This is a genomic window from Paracoccus limosus (genome assembly GCF_009711185.1).
Classification (GTDB): domain Bacteria; phylum Pseudomonadota; class Alphaproteobacteria; order Rhodobacterales; family Rhodobacteraceae; genus Paracoccus; species Paracoccus limosus.
Map to the genome: position 1 here is coordinate 1 of NZ_WMIF01000023.1, position 21,148 is coordinate 21,148.

A 21,148-nucleotide genomic window follows, 5' to 3' on the forward strand; every position below is an offset into this window, starting at 1 on the left:
GAAGCCGCGGAAGCTGCGGCCCGAGACGCTGCCGCTGCGCGTGAGGCTGCCGCGACCCGCCGGGCCGCCGAGGCCGCTGCCGCGCGCGAGGCGCTGCTGGCGCGGCAGGCCGAGGAAGCCGCCGCCGAACAGGCCGCCGCCAAGGCCGCTGCCGCGAAACGGGCCGCCGCCGAGCGCGCCGAGCAGGACCGCCGCGAGGCCGAGGCCGAGAAGGCCGCCGAGGCCGAGCGCAAGGCCGATGCCGCCCGCGAACGCACCCGTCGTCAAGCCGCCGCCGAGGCGCAGGCTGCTGCCGATGCTGAGGCTGCTGCCGAGGAAAAGGTGGCCGAGAAGGCTGCGGCGGACAAGGCTGCCAAGCGCGCTGCCGACAAGAAGGCCGCGGCAGACAAGGCTGCCGCCGACAAAGCCGCTGCCGAGGCCGCTGCCGAGAAAGAGGCCGCCGCGCAGGAGGCTGCGGACAAGGCTGCTGCCGATAAAAAGGCCGCTGCTGAGAAAGCTGCTGCGGACAAGGCCGCTGCGGCCAAGAAGGCCGCCGAGAAGAAGGCCGCCGAGCAGGCCGAGAAAGAGGCCGAGGAAGCCAAGGCCAAGGCCGAGGCGGCGCAAAAGGCTGCCGCCGAGAAGAAGGCTGCGGACAAAGCTGCGGCCGAGAAGAAGGCCGCCGACAAGGCCGCCGCCGAAGCCAAGGCCAAGGAAAAGGCCGATGCCGAGCGCAAGGCCGCTGCCGCCGCCGAGAAAAAGGCGCAGGCCGCAGCCGATGCCAAGAAGGACGGCGCCGGCGGGCAGGGCGGGGGCGGTGCTGCCGCCAGCGGTCCGCCGCTCAGCCAGGGTGAAAAGGACGGCTTCCGCGTTGCGGTCGAGGCCTGTTGGAACCGTGGCTCGCTGTCGACCGAGGCCTCGCAGACCAAGGTGTCGATCCGCTTTACCATGTCGCCCGACGGCATGCCCGATCCCGGGTCGCTGAAGATGATCGGCAGCAGCGGCGGCTCGGATGCGGCGGCGAAACAGGCCTATGAGGCAGGGCGGCGCGCCATCCTGATGTGCGCGGCGCGCAGCGGCGGCTACAAGCTGCCGGCCGAAAAATACAATCGGTGGAAAGAAACCATCATCGACTTCAACCCCAGTGGCAGCGCGGCGGTCAAGTGAGCGCCATGGCATCCCGCCGCGCGACCCGGTATTCTGCAACCAAAGCTCCAGAGGCGATTCATGTTGCGTAAACTTTTGCTGACTTCCGTGCTGGCTCTCGCCGGCTTTGGCGTGGCCGCGCCGGTTCTGGCTCAGGACGGGCCGTTGCGGATCGAGATCACCGATGGCGTGATCGAGCCGATGCCCTTTGCCATCCAGTTCTTTGATGACGGCGGTGCCGGGCAATACCTACAACAGGTGCAGGACGTGGTCGCGGCCGATCTGACCGGCACCGGCCTTTTCCGGCAGATCCCGGCCAGCGCCTATATCGCCAAGCCGGCAGGCTTTACCGCGCCGGTGTCCTATGAGGACTGGAAGGCGATCAATGCGCAGGCGCTGGTCACCGGCGCGGTCAGCGTCCAGGGCGGCAAGGTGGTGGTCAAGTTCCGCCTGTTCGACGTCTTTGCCGGCCAGCCGCTGGGCGACGGCATGCAGTTCGACGCCTCGACCGGGGCATGGCGCCGCGCCGCGCACAAGGCCGCCGATCAGGTCTATGCCCGCCTGACGGGCGAGGGCCCCTATTTCGACAGCCGTGTCGCCTTCGTGCAAGAGCGCGGGCCCAAGGACAACCGGCTCAAGCGCATAGGCGTGATGGATTACGACGGCGCGAACGTGAAATACCTGACCGACGATTCCGCGCTGGTGCTGAAGCCGCGCTTTTCGCCGGACGGATCGAAGATCCTTTACACCTCTTATGCCAGCGGCTTCCCGCAGGCGATGATGATGGATGTGAACTCGCTGGCCGCGCGACCGCTGACCGGCCAGCAGCAGGGCACGATGAGCTTTTCGCCGCGCTTCTCGCCCGACGGGCGCTGGATCGTCTATTCGCTGGAGAAAAACGGCAATACCGACATCTATCAGATGGATGCCTCGTCGGGCGCGCAGCGTGCGCTGACCAATGCCCCCTCGATCGAGACCTCGCCCAGCTACAGCCCGGACGGCAGCCAGATCGTCTTTGAAAGCGACCGCTCGGGCGTGCCGCAGCTATACATCATGGGCGCGAACGGCGGCGAGCCCAAGCGGATCAGCTTTGGCGACGGGCGCTATGGCACCCCGGTCTGGTCGCCGCGCGGTGACATGATCGCCTTTACCCGGCAGGTCGACGGCAAGTTCCACATCGGCGTCATGCGCACCGATGGCTCGGAAGAGAAAATGCTGACAGAATCGTTCCTTGACGAAGGCCCGACTTGGGCCCCCAATGGGCGCGTCGTGATGTTCACCCGCGTGACGCCCGGCGGCAACGGCGAGCCGCGTCTGCATTCGGTGGATATCACCGGGCGCAACATGCGTCCCGTCAAGATCAATGGCGCGGCCTCGGACCCGGATTGGGGTCCGTTGCTGCCGTAACGCGCGGGAAAACTGGACAGGTTGATGAAGACATTCGTGAAAATTGCCGCGATCGGCGCGGTTCTGGCCATGGCGGCCTGTTCGCGCCCGGCGGGGCCGGGTGGGCCGATGGTCAATGACCCCTATGCCGGCATGAACGGTGCCGCTGGGGTGAACAGCAGTGCGCTGCCCGGCTCGGCCGAGTATTTCAAATCGACCGTGGGCGATACCGTGCTGTTCCCGGTGGATCAGTCGACCCTGACCCCGGATGCGCGCACCATTCTGACCAATCAGGCCGGCTGGATGAACCAGAACGCCGGCTTTTCTGCGGTGATCCAGGGCCATGCCGATGAACAGGGCACGCGCGAATATAACCTTGCGCTGGGTGCGCGGCGCGCGAACTCGGTGCAGGAATACCTGATCTCGCAAGGGGTGGCCGCGGGTCGGCTGCGCACGGTCAGCTATGGCAAGGAGCGTCCTCTGGCGATCTGTTCGACCGAGGAGTGCTATGCCAAGAACCGCCGCGCGGTGACGGTGGTGTCGCCGGGGGCCGGGTCGTGAGGCGCAGCCCGTCCTTGCGTGGCCTGATCCTTGCCGCCGGGCTGGCGCTGGCAGCGATGCCGGCCTTGGCGCAGGACAAGGCCAAGACCCTGGCGGACATCCGTCAGGAACTGGACCAGCTTTCGGGGCAGTTGCAGGATCTGCGCGGTCAGTTGCAGGCCGAGGGGCCGGCGGGCTATGCCGCCGCCGGCGGCGACAGCGCTATCGATCGCATGAACGCGATGGAGGCGCAGCTGTCGCAGCTGACCGGCCAGACCGAGCAGTTGCAAAACCGCATCGACCGCGTGGTCAAGGACGGCACCACCCGCATCGGCGATATCGAATTTCGCCTGTGCGAAATGGAAGAGGGCTGCGATCTGGGCAGCCTGACCACGCCGAAACTGGGCGATCAAAGCAGCGCAGCGCCGCTGCCGTCGTCGAACAAGCAGGGGGCGCTTGCCGCCCCCGCCACCCCCTCGGCCGGGGCCGCGACCGCTGCGGAAAAGGCCGATTTCGACCGGGCCCGGGAGGTGCTCGGTCAAGGTGACTTTCGTCGTGCTGCGGACCTCCTCGCGGCCGTCGCCGAAACCCATGCTGGCGGTCCACTGACCGCCGAGGCGCTGTTTCTGCGCGGTGCAGCGCTGGATTCGGCCGGTGATTTGCCCGCAGCCGGCATCGCATGGCTGGAAAGCTTTGCCGCCAATCCCAACGGACCGCAGGCGTCCGATGCGCTGCTGGGCCTGTCGCGGGCCATGTCAGCCAAGGCTGGCCCCGCCGAGGGCTGCTATTACCTTCAGGAAATTCTCGCGCGTTTTCCCGATGCGCCGCAGGCCGCCGAGGCCGAAAAGCGCCTGAGCGCCGCCGAATGCGATGCGACCCAGGCCGATGATCCCGCCATGGCGCCCCCGGTCGATCCCGAGGCCGATCCCGAGGCTGCCGCCGACATGCTTGATGCCCAGCAATAGTGCCGACCCCGTGGCACGCCGGGTCAATGCGGCGCTGGACCGGCTGGCGGGCGATCTGCCGCGTCTTGGCATCGCGCTGTCGGGCGGCGGCGATTCCACCGCATTGATGCATCTGGCCAAGGGCTGGGCGCGCGGGCGCTGTCTGATGGCCGCCACCGTCGACCACAGTCTGCGTCCCGAATCCGCCGAAGAGGCGCGTCAGGCGCATCGCGCTGCGCAGGCGCTGGAAATCCCGCATGCCACGCTGCTGTGGCGGCGCGATGATCCGGGCGGCAATCTGATGGCGGCGGCCCGCGATGCCCGGCTGCGCCTGTTGGCCGGCTGGGCGGCGCGCAACGAGCTGTCCGCGGTGCTGCTGGGTCATACCCGCGACGATCAGGCCGAGACGCTGTTGATGCGGCTGGGGCGCGGGGCGGGGGTGGACGGGCTGTCGGGCATGGCGCCGGCGCGCACCGCCTTTGACATGCGCTGGCTGCGGCCGATGCTGGACGTGTCGCGCGCCGAGCTGCGCGACTGGCTGGCTGTGCGCGACATCGGCTGGACCGACGATCCTTCGAACGACAATCCCGATTATGATCGGGTGCGGATCCGCAAGGCCTTGGCGGCGCTGGACCTGCCGGCGGCGCAATTGGCGCAATCGGCGGCCAACCTCGCCATGGCGCGCGATGCCTTGCAGGAATTTGCCGCTGAGGTCGCCGAGGGGGCCGAGGCCCGCGCCGCCAGCCTGATCCTGCCGCTGACGCGGTTTCGCCACGCGCCGCTGGAGATTCGCCGCCGGGTGCTGGTCGCCGGGCTGCGCTGGGTCAGTGGCGCCGACTATCCGCCCCGGCGAGAATCGGTGCTGCATGCGCTGACCGCGATCAACACCGGCGCGCGCATCGCGCTGGACGGCGTTCTGGCCGAGCCGCGCTGCGACCGTCTGCGCCTGATCCGCGAACCCGCCGCCGCGCTTCGCGCCCCTGCCGCGCAACCCGACGCGGCGGGTGTCGCACTTTGGGACGGGCGCTGGCGGCTGGCCGGGCTTGCCCCCGGCGAGACGGTCGGCGCCTTGGGCCATGAGGCGCTGCCCGACCTGAACTGGCGGCAGTCGGGCTTGGGCCGGGACGAGGCGGCGGCTAGTCCGGCGGTGCGCCGTGATGGTGAATTGCTGGCCGCGCCGCTGTTGCGGCCGCATCCGCGCATCACCGCCAACGCCCTGCGCGGGCCCGAACAATTCCGTGCGGTGCTCTATACGCATTGAACCCGGCGGCGGAATCCCTATTTTCAGGCGAAAGCCTTATCTACCCCGAGGAGGACCCTTTTGGGCAATGCGCGCAATATAGCCTTCTGGGTGGTTCTGTTCCTGATGATCCTGGCGCTGTTCAATCTGTTCAGCGATGGCTCGAGCCAGATGAACAGCCGCCAGATCAGCTATTCCGACTTCATCCAGCGGGTGGATAAGGATCAGGTTACCGCCGTCACCATCGACGGTGAGAACGTCGGCATCACCACCAAGGACGGCAAACAGCTCGCCACCGTGCGGCCGATGGGCGAGGACATCGCCTCGAAACTGGTGGACAAGGGCGTCGATGTGCGCGTCGAACGCCAGCAGCAATCGGGCTTCATGTCGCTTCTGGGCGTCTGGCTGCCCTTCATCCTGCTGATCGGCGTCTGGATCTTCTTCATGAACCGGATGCAGGGCGGCGGCAAAGGCGGCGCGATGGGCTTTGGCAAGTCGCGGGCCAAGCTGCTGACCGAAAAGCATGGCCGCGTGACCTTCGACGACGTGGCCGGCATCGACGAGGCCAAGGAAGAACTGGAAGAGATCGTCGAATTCCTGCGCAACCCGCAGAAATTCAGCCGTCTGGGCGGCAAGATCCCGAAAGGCGCGCTGCTGGTCGGTCCGCCCGGCACGGGTAAGACCCTGCTGGCCCGTGCCATTGCGGGTGAGGCGGGCGTGCCGTTCTTTACCATCTCGGGTTCGGATTTCGTCGAGATGTTCGTCGGCGTCGGCGCCAGCCGTGTGCGCGACATGTTCGAGCAGGCCAAGAAATCCGCCCCCTGCATCGTCTTCATCGACGAGATCGACGCCGTGGGCCGGGCGCGTGGCGTCGGCATCGGCGGCGGCAATGACGAACGCGAACAGACCCTGAACCAGCTGCTGGTCGAGATGGACGGTTTCGACGCCAATGAAGGCGTCATCATCATCGCCGCCACCAACCGTAAGGACGTTCTGGACCCTGCGCTGCTGCGTCCCGGCCGCTTTGACCGCCAGATCTATGTGCCGAACCCCGACATCAAGGGCCGCGAAAAGATCCTGTCGGTGCATGCCCGCAAGGTGCCGATCGGCCCCGATGTCGATCTGCGCATCATCGCCCGCGGCACGCCCGGGTTTTCCGGCGCGGATCTGATGAACCTCGTGAACGAGGCCGCGCTGACCGCTGCGCGCCTTGGCCGTCGCTTCGTTGCGATGGAGGATTTCGAGAATGCCAAGGACAAGGTCATGCTGGGCGTCGAACGCCGCAGTATGGTCCTGACGCCCGAGCAGAAGGAAAAGACCGCCTATCACGAGGCCGGCCATGCCATCGTCGGCCTGTCGCTGCCGAAATGCGATCCGGTCTACAAGGCGACGATCATCCCGCGCGGCGGCGCTTTGGGCATGGTGGTCAGCCTGCCGGAAATGGACCGGCTGAACTATCACAAGGACGAGGCCAAGCAGAAGCTGGCGATGACCATGGCCGGCAAGGCCGCCGAGATCATCAAATACGGCGAAGAGGGTGTATCGAACGGCCCGGCCGGTGATATCCAGCAGGCGAGCGCGCTGGCGCGGGCCATGGTGATGCGCTGGGGCATGTCGGACAAGGTCGGCAATATCGACTATGCCGAGGCGCATGAGGGTTATCAGGGCAATACCGGCGGCTTCTCGGTCTCGGCCGCGACCAAGGAACTGATCGAGCAGGAAGTGCATGACCTGATCGAACAGGGCTATGTCGATGCCCGCCGCATCCTTCTGGAGAAATCCGAGGAGTTCGAGCGGCTGGCCAAGGGTCTGTTGGAATATGAGACCCTGACCGGCGAGGACATCGGTCGCGTTATCCGTGGCGAGGCGCTGGGCGGCGACGACAATACGCCCGGCTCGTCCATCCCGTCGGTGACCGCCGTGCCCCGCACGGCCAGCGCGGCACCCACGCCAGACGCGGCGCCGCAACCGCAAGGCTGATCGAAAAACACCCCCGATGCCAAGCATCGGGGGTGTTTCTTGCGACCTGGCAATGCCTGTCGCGATTCAGATCAGCAGCAGCGCCAGCGCCCCAAGCGCAAGTCCGATGCCAAAGCCGATATTGATGACGAAAACTGCCGGATTCATGCGCCGCTCCTCTCGACCCGAAACTGCCCGTGCCGATATTGAGCGGCAGAATCGCGCATTTCGCGAGCCTCGCGTGTAATGCGCGGAATTTCGCCGATGCTCTGCGATCTTTCGGCAACATATTGCCGCCTTGAATTTTGCCTCCAGGCCGATCCGGGGTAAGGCCAAGCCATGACCCAATCCGAAAAACCTCTGTCCCCCGATTCAGCCATGCCCGATCTGCGCGCGCGGATCGACGCGCTGGATGCCCGGCTGGTCGCCCTACTGGCCGAGCGCACCGCCCTGATCGACGAGGCGGCGCGCATCAAGTCGCGCGAGGACCTGCCGGCGCGCATCGACAGCCGCGTCGAGGAAGTCGCCGCGAACGTCCGCCGCCTAGCGCTGGAACATGGCGCCGACCCGGACATGATCGAAACCGTCTGGCGGGTGATGATGGATCATTTCATCGCGCAAGAAGACCGGCAGCTGTCCCCCGGCGTCCAACGCTGACAAGGGGGCTTTGCCCCCGCGCGTTCCGCGCTCCCCCAGGATACTTTTGCACGAAAGAAATCCGGCCGGCGCTTCTTTCGTGTCGAAATATCCCGGGGGTGTGAGGAGCGTCAGCGACGAACGGGGGCGGAGCCCCCTGCTGCGGGTTCAGTCGTCGAAGAGGCTGTCTTGCTGCTGTTTCGGGGCATCCAGCCCGAGATGCCGCCAGCCCAGGCGCGCCAGCATGCGGCCGCGCGGCGTGCGGGCGACAAGCCCCTGTTGCATCAGATAGGGTTCGATCACCTCTTCGATGGCATCGCGGCTTTCCGACAGCGCGGCAGATAGCGTTTCCACCCCGACGGGGCCGCCGCCATAATGTTCGGCCATCAGCGTCAGATAGCGGCGGTCGGCACTGTCGAGGCCGATATGATCGACACCGAGGCGGGTCAGGGCAGAATCTGCGATCTCGCGGGTCAGGCGGCCGTCGCCCTCGACCAGAGCAAAGTCGATGACCCGGCGCAGCAGGCGGCCGGCGATGCGCGGGGTGCCGCGGGCGCGGCGGGCGATCTCATGCGTGCCCTCGGGGTCCGAGGGGATGCCCATCAGCCGGGCGCCGCGCGTGACGATCAGGTCGAGTTCCTCGATGGTGTAGAACTGCAGCCGGGTCGGGATGCCGAAGCGGTCGCGCAGCGGTGTGGTCAAGAGGCCCAACCGCGTGGTGGCGCCGACGAGGGTAAAGGGTTGCAGCTCGATGCGCACGGTGCGGGCGGCGGGGCCTTCGCCGATCACCAGGTCCAGCTCGAAATCCTCCATCGCGGGATAAAGGATTTCCTCGACCGCCGGGTTCATGCGGTGGATCTCGTCGATGAAAAGCACGTCGCGCGCTTCCAGATTGGTCAGGATCGCCGCCAGATCACCGGCACGGGCCAGCACCGGGCCCGAGGTCATCTTGAAGTTCACCCCCAGTTCGCGCGCCATAATCTGCGCCAGCGTGGTCTTGCCGAGGCCGGGCGGGCCGTGGAACAGCGTGTGGTCCATGGCCTTGCCGCGCATCTTGGCGCTTTCGATGAATACGCGCAGGTTGGCACGGGCCTCGGCCTGACCCACGAAATCGGTCAGCATCTGCGGGCGCAGGGCGCGGTCCTCGGTCTCGCCCTCCAGCGGTTCGGGGCGCAGCATGGGGTCGGGCTGGCTCATGCGCCGCTCCAGGGGCCGCGCTGGCCGGTGCGGGGCATGCGCGAGGGTGCCGCAGGGGCGCTGGCCGTGCGGCCGGCCATGGCCTGCAGCCGGGCGATGCGGTCCTGAACCGGCGGGTGGGTGGCGAAAAGCCGGTCCATGCGCAGCGCATGCAGCGGGTTCACGATGAACATGCTGGCCGAAGCCGGGTTGCGCTCGGCCGGGATATTGACCACCTGATCCGCCGCGCGCGAGATCTTGGCCAGCGCGCCCGCCAAGGCCAGCGGCTGGCCGCAGATTTCGGCGCCGCTGCGGTCGGCCTCGTATTCGCGGGTGCGCGAGACGGCCATCTGTACCAGACCCGCTGCCATGGGCGCAAAGATCATCGCCAGCAACCCGGCGAGCCCGCCGCCGCGATTGTCCTCGCGCCCGCCGAAGATCGAGGAAAACATCAGCATATTGCCCAGCATGGCGATGGCGCCCGCCATGGTCGCGGTCACCGTCATCGTCAGCGTATCGCGATGTCTGATATGGGCCAGCTCATGCGCGATGACGCCCGCCAGTTCGTCGCGGCTGAGGATGCGCATGATGCCCTGCGTCACCGCCACGGCGGCGTTCTGCGGGTCGCGGCCGGTGGCAAAGGCGTTGGGCTGCTCGGTTTCCAGCACATAGACCGCCGGCATCGGCAGGCCGGCTCGCTGCGCCAGTTCCGCCACCATGTCCACCAGTTCGGGCGCCTGCTGGCGGGTGACCAGATGCGCGCCCTGCTGGCGCAGCACCATCTTGTCGCTGTTCCACCACGCGAACAGGTTGCCCGCCCCGGCAAAAACCAGCGCGATCACAGCGCCGCCCCGGCCGCCGACCAATCCGCCCATCGCCATGACCAGCGCGGTCAGCATGGCCATCAGCACAAAGGTCCGCATGTTTCCCATCGTCTTACTCCTTGGGCGCCAGCAAGCGCAGCGCGGCACGGATCAAACTCGCCGTGGGCGCCTCGGGATCCGCAGAGGCGGCCTCGGCCACGGCGCGCGCCGCCTCGGACGGAGCATAACCCAGATTGCCCAAGGCCGAGAGCGCATCCGAAGTGGCCTGCGCCGCGCTGCTGGCCGCGCGGGCGGGTTTCGGCGCGGGCGCGGGCTCGATCACCTCATCGGCGTTGCTGGGCAGGGGGCCCGGATCGACGGTCAGGTTGCCGCCCATCGCCATCACGGCCGGGGCCTTGTCTTTCAGCTCCATGGTGACGCGCTGCGCCAGTTTCGGGCCGACGCCGGGGGCCTTGCGCAGGGCCGACCAGTCGCCAAGCGCCAAGGCCCGGCTTAGCCCGTCCGTGCCCAGCGTGCCAAGGATCGCCAACGCCACCCGCGCGCCCACCCCCTGCACCGAGGTCAACAGCCGGTGCCATTCCTTTTCCAGAAGCGTCGGAAAGCCGAAGAGCTGCAACAGATCCTCGCGCACCAAAAGCTCGGTATAAAGCGCGGTGGCCTGTCCGACCGGCGGCAGGCTGGCCGAGGTGCGTTCGCTGACATGGACGATATAGCCCACGCCGCGCACGTCGATCAGCACCTGATCATGGCCCCGGTGCAGGATGATGCCGGCGATGCGTCCGATCATCTGAAACCTTTCCTATTCGTTCACGCGCCGGTCTTGATGCGCAGGGCGCGCCCTTGCAAGTGATGGGCATGGCAGATCGCGATCGCAAGGGCATCCGCCGCATCCGGCCCGGCCAGTTCCACCCCCGGCAACATGAAGCGGACCATGTGCTGGATCTGTTCCTTGGCGGCATGGCCGACGCCGACCACGGCCTTTTTCACCGCATTCGGGGCATATTCGCCGATCTCCAGCCCGGCCTCGGCCGGGGCCAGCAGGGCGATTCCGCGCGCTTGACCCAGTTTCAGCGTGCCGGTCGCGTCCTTGTTGACGAAGGTTTGTTCGACCGCCGCCGCATCGGGGCGATGCTGGGCGATCACCGCGCAAAGCCCGCGATAGAGCGTCGAAAGCCTTGGTCCCAGATCGCTGCCTTCGGAATGGATGATGCCGTTGCCCAGATGGCGCAGGCGTGGCCCGTCGATGGCGATGACGCCCCAGCCCATGTTGCGCAACCCAGGGTCGATGCCGATGATCTTCATGCCTGTCCCGATTTTCCCCCGTAGTTAGCACGAAACGCGAACATCGGCCAGCGGTAACTAGTTGCGGTTGACATTGTGTCGCCGTCTCTGGGACATGGGGCCAACTGAAAGGAACCCATGTCGCCTGCCCTGATCGTTCTGTTGCCCTTTGCCGGTGCGCTGCTGACCATGCTGGCCGCAGGCCGGGGCAGGGCGGCCGTCGCGGGTGGTGCGGCGGCGATGACCGGGTTGGCGCTGGCCGGGCTGTGCCTGCATGTTCCCGCCATCCTGCAGGGTCAGACGGTGGCAAGCCGGCTGGACTGGCTGCCGCAACTGGGGCTGCAAGCCAGCTTTCGCATCGACGGGCTGGGCCTGCTGTTCGGCCTGCTGATCCTTGGCATCGGCCTGTTGATCCAGCTTTATGCCCGCCACTACCTTGCCCCGGCCGAGCCGGTGGTGCGGTTCTACAGCTTCCTGATGCTGTTCCAAGGCGCGATGCTGGGCGTCGTGCTGTCGGACAACATGCTGCTGCTGCTGGTGTTCTGGGAGCTGACCTCACTGTCCTCGTTCCTGCTGATCGGGTTCTGGAGCGGTCAGGCCGAGGCGCGGCGCGGCGCACGCATGGCGCTGGTCGTGACCGGGATGGGCGGGCTTGCGATGATCGCGGGGCTGATGATCCTTGGCCATGTCGCGGGCACCTACCAGATCTCGGATCTGCTGGCGGCGCGTGGGGCGATCCAGTCGAGCCCGCTTTACCTGCCGGCGTTGCTGTTGATCCTGCTGGGCGCCTTTACCAAATCGGCGCAGTTCCCGTTCCATTTCTGGCTGCCCCATGCCATGGCCGCGCCGACGCCGGTTTCAGCCTATCTGCATTCCGCGACCATGGTCAAAGCCGGGGTGTTCCTGCTGGCGCGGCTGTGGCCGGTGCTGTCGGGGACGCCGGAATGGTTCTGGCTGGTTTCGGGGACGGGGCTTGTGACCATGCTGCTGGGGGCCTGGGTGGCGCTGTCGCGCGATGATCTCAAGGCGCTCCTGGCCTATTCCACCGTCTCGCATCTGGGGCTGATCTGCCTGCTTTTAGGGCTTGGCACGGCGGAGGCGGCGCTGGCGGCGGTGCTGCATATCCTGAACCATGCCATCTTCAAGGCGGCGCTGTTCATGACCGCCGGGATCATCGACCACGAGACCGGCACGCGTTCGGTCGCGCGGCTGGGTGGCCTGCGCCGGCTGATGCCGGTGACCTTCGCCATCGGCACGCTGGCCGCGCTGTCCATGGCCGGCATCCCGCCGCTGAACGGGTTCCTGTCCAAGGAGCTGATGCTGGAGGCCAGCTTGCATGCGCCCGGCATCGGCTGGGCCATCGCCGCCACGCTAAGCGCGGCGCTGTCGGTCGGCTATTCGCTGCGCCTTGTCAGGGCGGTGTTTCTGGGCCCGGTGCGCGGCGATTATCCGCGCCCGCCGCATGATCCGGGCGCGGGCCTGTGGCTGGCGCCGGGGCTGCTGGTGGCGCTGGTCGTGCTGATCGGGCTGATGCCGGATCAGGCGGCGGGCTGGCTGGTGCGCGCGGCAGCAACCGCGGTGACCGGGGCCGAGGCGCAGGCGCATCTGGCGCTGTGGCATGGCTGGAGCGGCGCGCTGGGCCTGTCGGCGCTGGCGGTGGCGGCGGGTCTGGCGCTGCTGGCGCGGCGTGGCGTGTGGCAGCTGCCGCTGCCCGATGCGCGGCGGATCTTTGACCGGGTGGCGGCGGGCGTCTTGCGCTTGGCGCGCCTGCTGGGTGACGGGCTCGGCAATGGCTCGATGGCGCGGGCGCTGGCGGCGCTGCTGGTGGTCATTCTGGCCTGCGCTGTGCTGGCCTATGCCGGGCCCGGCCAGCCGGCGCTGACCCGGCCGATGCTGCCGGCGCCGCCGGTTGCGGTCATCGGCTGGCTGGTGCTGATGCTGGCCTGTCTTGCGATGACCGCCTGTCACCGCGACCGGCTTCTGGCATTGGTGCTGGTCGGCATCGTCGGGCTGATGGTGTCGGGCCTGTTTCTGTATCTGTCCGCACCGGATCTGGCGCTGACCCAGATCACCGTCGAGGTGGTCACGGTGATCCTGCTGCTGATGGCGCTGAACTTTCTGCCGCGCCGCAGCCGCAGGGGCAGTGCCGGCGCGCGGCGCGGCTTTGATGCGGGGCTCTCTGTGCTGGCCGGTCTGGGCTTTGGCGGGCTGGCTTGGGTGGTGATGCGTTCGCAGCCCGAGTTGCCGTCGATTTCCGGCTATATGCTGCGCAACAGCCATGCGCTGGGCGGCGGCGACAATGTAGTGAACGTGATCCTCGTGGATTTCCGGGGCTATGACACCTTTGGCGAGATCACCGTGCTGGGCATCGCCGCGCTGGTGATCTTTGCCTTGGCGCAGGCGCTGCTGGCGGGGGCGCTGCCGCGCCATCCGGTGCGCGGTCCGGGTGATCACCCGCAAATGCTGGCCGTGGTGGCGCGGCTGGTGCTGCCGATGACGCTGGCCGTGGGCCTGCACATGTTCCTGCGTGGCCACAACCTGCCGGGCGGCGGCTTTGTCGCCGGGCTGATCGTCGCGGCAGCGCTGATGGCGCAATACATGGCCATGGGGCAGGCCTGGGTGCAGGACCGCAACCGGCTGGCGTGGCAGGGGCTGATCGGCGCCGGCGTCGCCGTGGCCGGGCTGACCGGGATCGGCGCATGGCTGGCGGGGCGGCCGTTTCTGACCTCATGGCATGACAAGATCGCGCTGCCGGGGCTTGAGCCCTTTGAGCTGGCCTCGGCCATGGGGTTCGACCTTGGGGTGTTTCTATGCGTGCTGGGCGCGGTGATGCTGGCGCTGGATGCGCTGGCCCGGCTGGCGCGGGCGCTGCGCGGGGCCCCGGGCGCAAAGGAGGCGGAATGGAATTCCTGATCGCCAGCGCCATCGGCATGCTGACCGCCTGCGGCTGCTACCTGATCCTGCGCTCGCGCAGTTTCGCGGTGGTGCTGGGGATGACGCTGCTCAGCTATGCCATCAACCTGTTTCTGTTCGCGAGCGGGCGGTTGGCGGTGGCGGCGCCGCCGGTGCTGGGGCAGGGGTCTGCGCCCGGCGATCCGCTGCCGCAGGCGCTGGTGCTGACGGCGATCGTGATCTCGTTCGGGATGACGGCGGTGACGGTGATGATGGCGCTGGGCGCGCATCTGTCGGGCGGCGATGACCGCATCGACATGCCGCGCGCCGACCGCGTGCCCCCGGAGGAGCGGGAATGAGCTATCTGCCGATCCTGCCCGTGCTGCTGCCTGCGGGGCTTGGCGCGCTGATCCTGTTGCTGCTGGGCGGGCGCCCCGGCGCGCAGCGGCTGGTTTCGCTGGCGGGCACGGCGGCGATCCTGGGGCTGGGGTTGCAGCTGCTGGCCATGGCCGGGCAGGGCCAGATTCTGGTCTATCGGCTGGGCAACTGGGCGGCGCCCTTTGGCATCGTGCTGATGCTGGACCGGCTGGCGGCGCTGATGCTGGTGCTGACCGGCGTGCTGGCGCTGGCGGTGCTGGCCTATGCCATCGGCAGTGGCTGGGACCGGCGCGGCGCGCATTTCCATACGCTGTGGCAGTTCCAGTTGATGGGCCTGAATGGTGCCTTCCTGACCGGCGACGCCTTCAACCTGTTCGTGTTCTTCGAGGTGCTGCTGATCGTGAGCTATGGGCTGATGATCCATGGCGCGGGCACCATGCGGCTGCGCGCAGGCGTGCAATACATCGCCTATAACCTTGCCGGCTCGACGTTGTTTCTGGCGGCGCTGGGGGTGCTTTATGCCGCGACCGGCACGCTGAACATGGCCGATATGGCGGCGCGGGTGGCGCAGATGCCGCCGGGACAGGGCGGGCTGGTCGGTCTGGGCGCGGTGCTGCTGATGCTGGTCTTTGCGCTGAAGGCGGCGCTGGTGCCCATGCATTTCTGGCTGCCCGCGACCTATGCCAATGCGCCGGGGCCGGTGGCGGCGCTGTTTGCCATCATGACCAAGGTGGGCGTCTATGGCATCATCCGCAGCGCCACGCTGATCTTTCCCGATATGGCGCTGTTGCCGGCGCTGCTGCTGCCGGCGGCGGGGCTGACGCTGATCGTGGGGCAGACGGGGCTGCTCGGCGCGCGCAGTCTGGGCCGGATGGCGGCCTTTGCCGCGCTGGGCTCGGTCGGCACGCTGATGCTGGCGGTGGCGCAGCTGACGCCGCAGGCGCTGGCGGCGGGGCTGTATTATCTGCTGCATTCGACACTGGCCGCCGGGGCGCTGTTTCTGGCCGCCGACATGATCCTGACGCGGCGCGCCGAGGCATGGCTGCGGCCCGGAGCGGCGCTGCCCGGAGGGCTGGCGGTGCTGTATTTCCTGCTGGCGATCGCGGTCACGGGCATGCCGCCGCTGTCGGGTTTCTTAGGCAAGCTGCTGATCCTGCAAGCCAGCTGGCAAAGCCCGGCCATGGTCTGGATCTGGGTGGCGGTGCTGGCAAGCTCGCTGCTGGCGATCTGTGGCATGGCACGGGCCGGCAGCGTGCTGTTCTGGGCCAGCAGGGGTGCGCCCCTGCCGGTTGCGCGCGGACCGGCCCCGGCGCTGGCGCGGGCGGGCATCGGGCTGCTGGTGGCGGCGCTGATCGCGCTGACGGTCTTTGCCGCCCCGGCGCTGCGGCTGGCCGAGGCGACGGCGGCGCAACTGATGACCCCTTCGGCCTATGTCGCGGCGGTGCTGCAGGGGCAGGAGGGGGTGAAATGATCCGCCGGCTCTTGCCGCATCCGGTCCTTAGCCTTGCGCTGGTGGCGGTCTGGCTTTTGCTGTCGGACGGGTTCGGGCGCGGCACGCTGCTGCTGGCGCTGATCGTGGGGCTGGCGCTGCCCTTGCTGGTCGCGCCCTATCTGCGTGGTGGGGCGCGGCTGCGCCGGCCCTGGCGGGTGCCGGCCTATCTGGCGGTGCTGGGATGGGACATCCTGCGCGCCAATTTCACCGTCGCGCGGATCGTGCTGTTCATGCCGCGCCGCGACCTGCGCCCGGCATGGCTGCGCGTGCCGCTGGATCTGCATCAGCCCGAGGCGATCACCGCGCTGGCGGCCACGATCACCCTGACGCCCGGCACGCTGAGTTGCGATCTGTCACGGGACGGCCGGGCGCTTCTGGTGCATTGCCTGCACGCGCCCGATCCGCAGGCGGTGCTGGCCGAGATCAAGACCCGTTACGAATCCCGCCTGCAGGAGATTTTCGGATGATCGGCATTGCGCTTACCTTTGCCTATGGCTGCTTCGGTCTGGCCATGCTGCTGTGCCTGTTTCGCGCCATTCGTGGCCCCGGCCTGCCGGACCGGGTGCTGGCGCTGGACACGATGACGCTGAACGCCATCGCGCTTTTGACGCTGTTCGGCATCGACCGTGGCGCCGGGCTATATTTCGAGGCCGCGCTGCTGTTTGCCATGCTGGGTTTCATCTCGACCGTGGCCTTCGCGAAATTCGTCCTGCGCGGCGATATTATCGAATGACGGCGGGCGCGATGATCGGCGAGATTCTGGTGTCGCTGCTTCTGGTGCTGGGCGGCGGCTTTGGGCTGGTCGGCGCATGGGGGCTGGTGCGGCTGCCCGACGCGATGTCGCGGCTGCATGCGCCGACGAAATCGGCAACGCTGGGCGTGGGCGCGGTGCTGCTGGCCTCGCTGATCTGGTTCCCAAGTCAAGGTCTGGGGCAGGACTGGCACGAGTTGCTGATCACCCTGTTCCTGCTGCTGACCGCACCGGTCACCGGGCTGATGCTGGCGCGGGCCAATATCGCCAGCGCCCGGCGCCGGGGCGAGGCCGGGCCCCCCGGCGGGGATTGGAGCGCGCTGGCCGCGGACCCGCCACCGGCCGACGACCGCCAGCCATGAAAAAGGGCGCGTCCCGCAAGGAACGCGCCCGATCCGTCGTCGCGGAAAAAACCGCGCTTAGATCAGCCCGGCATGGGCCATGGCCTCGTCGATGCGGGCGCGGGTGGTGGCGGTCAGCTCGACCAGCGGCAGGCGCACGCGGTTCTCGCACAGGCCCAGCCGCGACAGCGCGTATTTCGCCCCGGCCACGCCCGGCTCAAGGAAGATCGCGACATGCAGCGGCATCAGCCGGTCCTGATATTCCAGCGCGCGGGCATAATCTCCGGCCAGCGTCGCCTCCTGGAACTCGGCGCACAGGCGCGGCGCCACGTTCGCGGTGACCGAGATGCAGCCGACGCCGCCCTGCGCGTTGAAGCCAAGCGCGGTCGCGTCCTCGCCCGAAAGCTGGATGAACTCGGGCCCGCAGCTGGCGCGCTGCATCGACACGCGCTCCAGCCTGCCGGTCGCGTCCTTGACGCCGACGATGCGCGGCAGTTTCGCCAGCTCGCCCATGGTTTCGGGCGTCATGTCGACGACCGAGCGGCCGGGGATGTTGTAGATGATGATCGGCAGGTCGCTGGCATCATGCAGCGCGGTGTAATGCGCGATCAGCCCGGCTTGCGTCGGCTTGTTGTAATAGGGCGTCACCACCAGCGCGGCGCTGGCGCCGGCGGATTGGGCGTGCTGGACCAGTCCCACGCCTTCGCGGGTCGAGTTCGAGCCGGCGCCGGCGATCACCGGGACGCGGCCGGCGGCCACGCGCACGACCACCTCGACCACCTTGCGGTGTTCGTCATGCGACAGGGTGGGGCTTTCGCCGGTGGTGCCGACCGGCACCAGACCATGCGAACCTTCCGAGATCTGCCATTCAACCAGCTTCTCCAGCGCGGGGAGATCCAGCTCCCCGTCGGGGGTGAAGGGTGTGACCAGCGCGGGCATTGAGCCTTTGAACATGACGATATCCTGCTTTTGAATGCAAAAAGCCCTTACAACCGGGCGCGGCTCTTGCCAAGTGCGGCATCTGGTCCGCGTGCCAAGGAAGTGAGTTGCGCCGCCGGGCGGATACACGCAGAAATGGCGGCATGACTCATGCCTTGCGCGACAGGATCCTTGGCCCGCTGATGGCGCTTGCACTGGTGCTTGGCTTGGCACCGGCAAGAGCCGAGGATGCGCAGGTGCTGGCCCGCGCGCTGGACCTGTCCGCCGCCCGCGACTGGAGCGCGGCCGAGCGCGCGGCCGATGTCTCGGGGCCGATCGCGGCCAATCTGATCCGCTGGCAAAAGCTGCGCGCGGGGCAAGGCAACTGGCGGGAATATCTGGATTTTGCGCTGGCGCATCGCGACTGGCCGGGGATGGAACTGCTGTATCGGCGCGGCGATGCGCTGTTGCGCCCGGACCTGCCGCCCGATCAGGTGATCGCGTGGTTCGGCGCGCGCAGGCCGGTCACGCTGAACGGTGCCGAGGCGCTGATCGCGGCGCTGTCGGTGCGCGATCCTGCCGCCGCCCGCGCCGAGATCCAGCGCTTCTGGACCAGCCAGCCGCTGACCAAACCCGAGGCCGAGGCCTTCATGGCCGCGCATAGTCCCGAGGTCATCGATCTTTATGACCAACGGCTGATGAATCTGCTGGATCAGGGAGAATGGCAGTCGGCGCGCGACATGCTGGCGGTCGCCTCGCCCGCCGCGCAGGCGCTGGGGCGGGCGCGGATCGCGGTGCAATCGGGGCAGGCCGGGGTGGACGCGCTGATTCTGGCGCTGCCGCCGGGGGTGCGGGCCGATGCCGGGCTGGCGCTGGACCGGTTTCGCTGGCGGGTGCGGGCGCGGATGAACAATCTGGCGCAGGATCTGATCATCGAACGTTCGACCAGCGCGCAGGCGCTGCGCGATCCCGCCGCCTGGGCCAGGCCGCGCGCCGATTTCGCCCGTGCCGCGCTGCGCGCCAATGACTGGGTGCTGGCCGAAAAGCTGGCTGCGGGGCATTTCCTGCCGGCCGATGGGTCGGAAACCGTCGTCGATCTGGAATGGCTGGCCGGCTATGCCGCGCTGCGTGGCGGCGCGCCGGACCGGGCACTGGCGCATTTCATCCGGCTGCAACAGAATGTCAGCAGCCCGATCTCGCTGAGCCGGGGGCTTTACTGGCAGGGCCGGGCGCAAGAGGCCTTGGGCCATGCTCCCGATGCTGAGGCCGCTTATCGTCAGGCGGCAAGCTGGCAGACCGCCTATTACGGCCAGCTGGCCGCCGAGCGTCTGCGCCAGCCGATGCAGCCGGCGCTGGCGGTGCCGGGTGTCGCCTCGGACAGCCTGCCTGAATGGCGGGGCAGCGCGCTGGAGCAGAACCCGGTCTGGCAAACCGGCGTCTGGCTGATCGCCGCCGGCGACAGCGATCAGGGCGCGCGGTTTTTCCTGCATCTGGCCGAGACCGCCGTGCCCGAGGATATCGGCCGCATGGCCCGGCTGATGCTGGAGCTGCGCCAGCCCTGGCATGCGCTGCGTCTGGCCAAGGCGGCGGCGGCCAAGGGCGTGGTCTATCCCGCCGCCTATTTCCCGCTGACCGGGTTGGAGCGGCAATGGCTGGGCCCGCCGCCCGAGCTGGTGTTGGCCATCGCCCGGCGCGAAAGCGAATTCAACCACCGCGTCGCCTCGTCCGCCGGTGCGCTGGGGCTGATGCAGGTCATGCCCGATACCGCGCGCGCCATGGCGCGCAAGCTGGGCGAGCCTTTTGACCAGTCCCGGCTGACCCGCGATGCGGCCTATAACGCCCGGTTGGGCGCTGCCTATCTGGAGGGGCTGCGCGAACGATTCGGCACCTCGATCGCGCTGGTCGCCGGGGGCTACAACGCCGGGCCGGGACGTTCGGCGCGCTGGCTGCAGGATTTCGGCGATCTGCGCAAGACAGCCGATCCGGTGGACTGGGTCGAGATGATCCCCTTTGACGAGACGCGCAATTACGTCATGCGCGTGGCCGAGGCACTGCCGGTCTATCGCGCGCGCATCATGGGCCATCCCGCGCCCATCGTGCCCAGTTTCGACCTGAGCGGCGGCGGGTTGATGCCGGTGCCGCCGCAGCCGCCGATCCGGCTGGCGTTCTCGCCGCGCCCGCCGATGTCGGCGCGCGCGCTGGCCTTTATGGGTGCCGGCGGCGTGCTGGCCGAGGTGATCCGCCCCGCATTGGTGATCGAGGCCGCCAGCACCGCCGGCTCCGAGCCGCTGGTCGGGGGGATCAGCCCCTCCGCGCTGCCCGTTCCCGCTGGCGTGACCGCCACCAGGTAAAGAGGCCCGCGCCGACCACGATGGCCCCGCCGACGGCGACATGCGGCGCCATCCTTTCGCCAAAGATCACCACGGCAAAGATGCTGACCCAGACCAGCTGGGTATAGGAAAACGGCTGCAGGGCCGAGGCTTCGGCCAGCTCATAGGCCTTGATCAGCATGAAATGCGCCACGCCCGAGCCGATGCACAGCGCCAGCAGCCAGGGCAGGTCCGGCGCTGCGATCGGCTGCCAACTGGGCAGGCCGATCGCCGTCATCACCACTGCCCCGGTGATGGCGGTCCAGAAAAAGCTGACGGCGGCGGTGTCATCGCGCCCGACCTTGCGCGTGGCCAGCCCATAGGTGGCAAACATCACCGCGCCCAGCAGCGGCAGCGCCGCCTTGGCCGAGAATACGCCGCTGCCCGGTTGCAGCACGATCAGGATGCCAAGGAAACCGATCCCTGCCGCCAGCCAGCGCCGCCAGCCGACCTTTTCGCCCAGGACCGGCCCCGACAGCACCGAGATCAGCAGCGGATAGCAGGCAAAGATCGCATGGGTGTTGATCAGCCCCAGCTGGACAAAGGCCTCGATCGTCACGACGATTTCCAGCGCAAGGATCACGCCGCGAAAGATCTGCAATCCGGGGCGGTTGCTGCGCATCGCCCGCAGGCCGCCGGGCTGGCGCAGGGCCATGGCCAGCACCACGACGGCAAAGAACCAATAGCGCAGCATGGTGATCAGCACCGGCGAATAGGTGCTGCCCAGATAGCGCGACACCCCGTCCTGCGCGGCAAAGATAAAGGCCGAGGCGCAGATCAGCAGGATGGCGCTGCCCTGACGGTCCTGAAGGGGCCCGGCCTGCGGCGGCGGAACGGCCAGCGGCCGGTCGGTCGGGGCCATCAATGGCCCCGTGGGGTTAGTCTTGGTCATGGCGGGC

Annotated in this window: 20 protein-coding genes; 14 read left to right on the forward strand and 6 right to left on the reverse strand. The window is 68.1% G+C overall.

Features of this window, described 5'->3' with window-relative positions; translation table 11 throughout:
• The 7 genes from GL279_RS19600 to GL279_RS14565 all read left to right on the forward strand — a co-directional run.
• Positions 1-1,143: cell envelope integrity protein TolA (locus GL279_RS19600; RefSeq protein ID WP_170293987.1), on the forward strand; the 1,143-nt coding region annotated here is incomplete at its 5' end.
• A gap of 60 nt (positions 1,144-1,203) precedes the next feature.
• Positions 1,204-2,529 carry a Tol-Pal system beta propeller repeat protein TolB gene (gene tolB, locus GL279_RS14540; protein ID WP_155065369.1) on the forward strand — a complete coding sequence of 442 codons (1,326 nt, stop codon included), beginning with the start codon at positions 1,204-1,206 and terminating at the stop codon, positions 2,527-2,529.
• Between the two features lie 24 nt (positions 2,530-2,553).
• Positions 2,554-3,069: a peptidoglycan-associated lipoprotein Pal gene (gene pal, locus GL279_RS14545; RefSeq protein ID WP_211371323.1), complete on the forward strand. Its 516-nt coding sequence runs from the start codon at positions 2,554-2,556 to the stop codon at positions 3,067-3,069.
• A 14-nt stretch (positions 3,070-3,083) separates the two neighbouring features.
• Positions 3,084-4,013: a tetratricopeptide repeat protein gene (locus GL279_RS14550; protein ID WP_170293988.1), complete on the forward strand. Its 930-nt coding sequence runs from the start codon at positions 3,084-3,086 to the stop codon at positions 4,011-4,013.
• Positions 4,000-5,253, forward strand: coding sequence for a tRNA lysidine(34) synthetase TilS (tilS, locus tag GL279_RS14555; protein ID WP_155065371.1), 1,254 nt, complete (start codon positions 4,000-4,002; stop codon positions 5,251-5,253). The genes GL279_RS14550 and tilS overlap by 14 nt, the downstream gene beginning before the upstream one ends.
• A 60-nt stretch (positions 5,254-5,313) precedes the next feature.
• The gene (gene ftsH / locus GL279_RS14560) at positions 5,314-7,212 is read left to right on the forward strand and encodes an ATP-dependent zinc metalloprotease FtsH (protein ID WP_155065372.1); all 1,899 of its coding nucleotides are present in this window, start codon (positions 5,314-5,316) and stop codon (positions 7,210-7,212) included.
• 318 nt (positions 7,213-7,530) lie between these two features.
• Entirely contained in the window at positions 7,531-7,848 is a 318-nt protein-coding gene (locus tag GL279_RS14565) for a chorismate mutase (protein ID WP_155065373.1), read from the forward strand.
• A gap of 147 nt (positions 7,849-7,995) precedes the next feature.
• Here GL279_RS14565 and ruvB read toward each other — a convergent pair whose 3' ends face one another.
• The 4 genes from ruvB to ruvC are packed head-to-tail and all read right to left on the reverse strand — an operon-like array spanning position 7,996 to position 11,129.
• A complete protein-coding gene (ruvB, locus tag GL279_RS14570; protein ID WP_155065374.1) occupies positions 7,996-9,024 on the reverse strand; it encodes a Holliday junction branch migration DNA helicase RuvB in 1,029 nt (342 codons plus the stop codon).
• The gene (htpX, locus tag GL279_RS14575; protein WP_155065375.1) at positions 9,021-9,935 is read right to left on the reverse strand and encodes a zinc metalloprotease HtpX; all 915 of its coding nucleotides are present in this window, start codon (positions 9,933-9,935) and stop codon (positions 9,021-9,023) included. Before htpX ends, ruvB begins: the two co-directional genes overlap by 4 nt.
• 4 nt (positions 9,936-9,939) lie before the next feature.
• Positions 9,940-10,614 (reverse strand): Holliday junction branch migration protein RuvA, encoded by a 675-nt coding sequence (gene ruvA, locus GL279_RS14580; RefSeq protein ID WP_155065376.1) that lies wholly within the window; start codon positions 10,612-10,614, stop codon positions 9,940-9,942.
• 20 nt (positions 10,615-10,634) lie between these two features.
• A complete protein-coding gene (gene ruvC, locus GL279_RS14585; protein ID WP_155065377.1) occupies positions 10,635-11,129 on the reverse strand; it encodes a crossover junction endodeoxyribonuclease RuvC in 495 nt (164 codons plus the stop codon).
• Between the two features lie 117 nt (positions 11,130-11,246).
• Here ruvC and GL279_RS14590 point away from each other — a divergent pair, with 117 nt between their 5' ends.
• Genes GL279_RS14590 through GL279_RS14615 form a run of 6 tightly spaced genes read left to right on the forward strand, consistent with a single transcriptional unit; the run spans position 11,247 to position 16,983 of the window.
• The gene (locus GL279_RS14590; protein WP_155065378.1) at positions 11,247-14,021 is read left to right on the forward strand and encodes a monovalent cation/H+ antiporter subunit A; all 2,775 of its coding nucleotides are present in this window, start codon (positions 11,247-11,249) and stop codon (positions 14,019-14,021) included.
• Complete coding sequence (locus GL279_RS14595) at positions 14,009-14,359, forward strand: Na+/H+ antiporter subunit C (protein ID WP_155065379.1); 351 nt, start codon at positions 14,009-14,011, stop codon at positions 14,357-14,359. The genes GL279_RS14590 and GL279_RS14595 overlap by 13 nt, the downstream gene beginning before the upstream one ends.
• Positions 14,356-15,849, forward strand: coding sequence for a monovalent cation/H+ antiporter subunit D (locus GL279_RS14600; protein ID WP_155065380.1), 1,494 nt, complete (start codon positions 14,356-14,358; stop codon positions 15,847-15,849). Before GL279_RS14595 ends, GL279_RS14600 begins: the two co-directional genes overlap by 4 nt.
• Positions 15,846-16,337, forward strand: a complete 492-nt coding sequence (locus GL279_RS14605; protein WP_155065381.1) for a Na+/H+ antiporter subunit E — start codon at positions 15,846-15,848, stop codon at positions 16,335-16,337. The genes GL279_RS14600 and GL279_RS14605 overlap by 4 nt, the downstream gene beginning before the upstream one ends.
• Entirely contained in the window at positions 16,334-16,603 is a 270-nt protein-coding gene (locus tag GL279_RS14610) for a K+/H+ antiporter subunit F (RefSeq protein ID WP_155065382.1), read from the forward strand. The genes GL279_RS14605 and GL279_RS14610 overlap by 4 nt, the downstream gene beginning before the upstream one ends.
• Positions 16,604-16,614: 11 nt before the next feature.
• A complete protein-coding gene (locus tag GL279_RS14615; RefSeq protein ID WP_155065383.1) occupies positions 16,615-16,983 on the forward strand; it encodes a Na+/H+ antiporter subunit G in 369 nt (122 codons plus the stop codon).
• Positions 16,984-17,040: 57 nt separating this feature from the next.
• On the opposite strand, the gene dapA is transcribed toward GL279_RS14615, so the two are convergent.
• Complete coding sequence (gene dapA, locus GL279_RS14620; protein ID WP_155065384.1) at positions 17,041-17,916, reverse strand: 4-hydroxy-tetrahydrodipicolinate synthase; 876 nt, start codon at positions 17,914-17,916, stop codon at positions 17,041-17,043.
• Between the two features lie 128 nt (positions 17,917-18,044).
• Between dapA and GL279_RS14625 the strand changes: the two genes are divergently transcribed.
• Positions 18,045-20,231 carry a lytic transglycosylase domain-containing protein gene (locus GL279_RS14625; RefSeq protein WP_155065385.1) on the forward strand — a complete coding sequence of 729 codons (2,187 nt, stop codon included), beginning with the start codon at positions 18,045-18,047 and terminating at the stop codon, positions 20,229-20,231.
• Here the strand turns inward: GL279_RS14625 and GL279_RS14630 are convergent.
• Positions 20,182-21,111: a DMT family transporter gene (locus tag GL279_RS14630; protein ID WP_246175329.1), complete on the reverse strand. Its 930-nt coding sequence runs from the start codon at positions 21,109-21,111 to the stop codon at positions 20,182-20,184. The two genes, GL279_RS14625 and GL279_RS14630, sit on opposite strands and share 50 nt — an antisense overlap.
• Between the last annotated feature and the right edge of the window lie 37 nt (positions 21,112-21,148).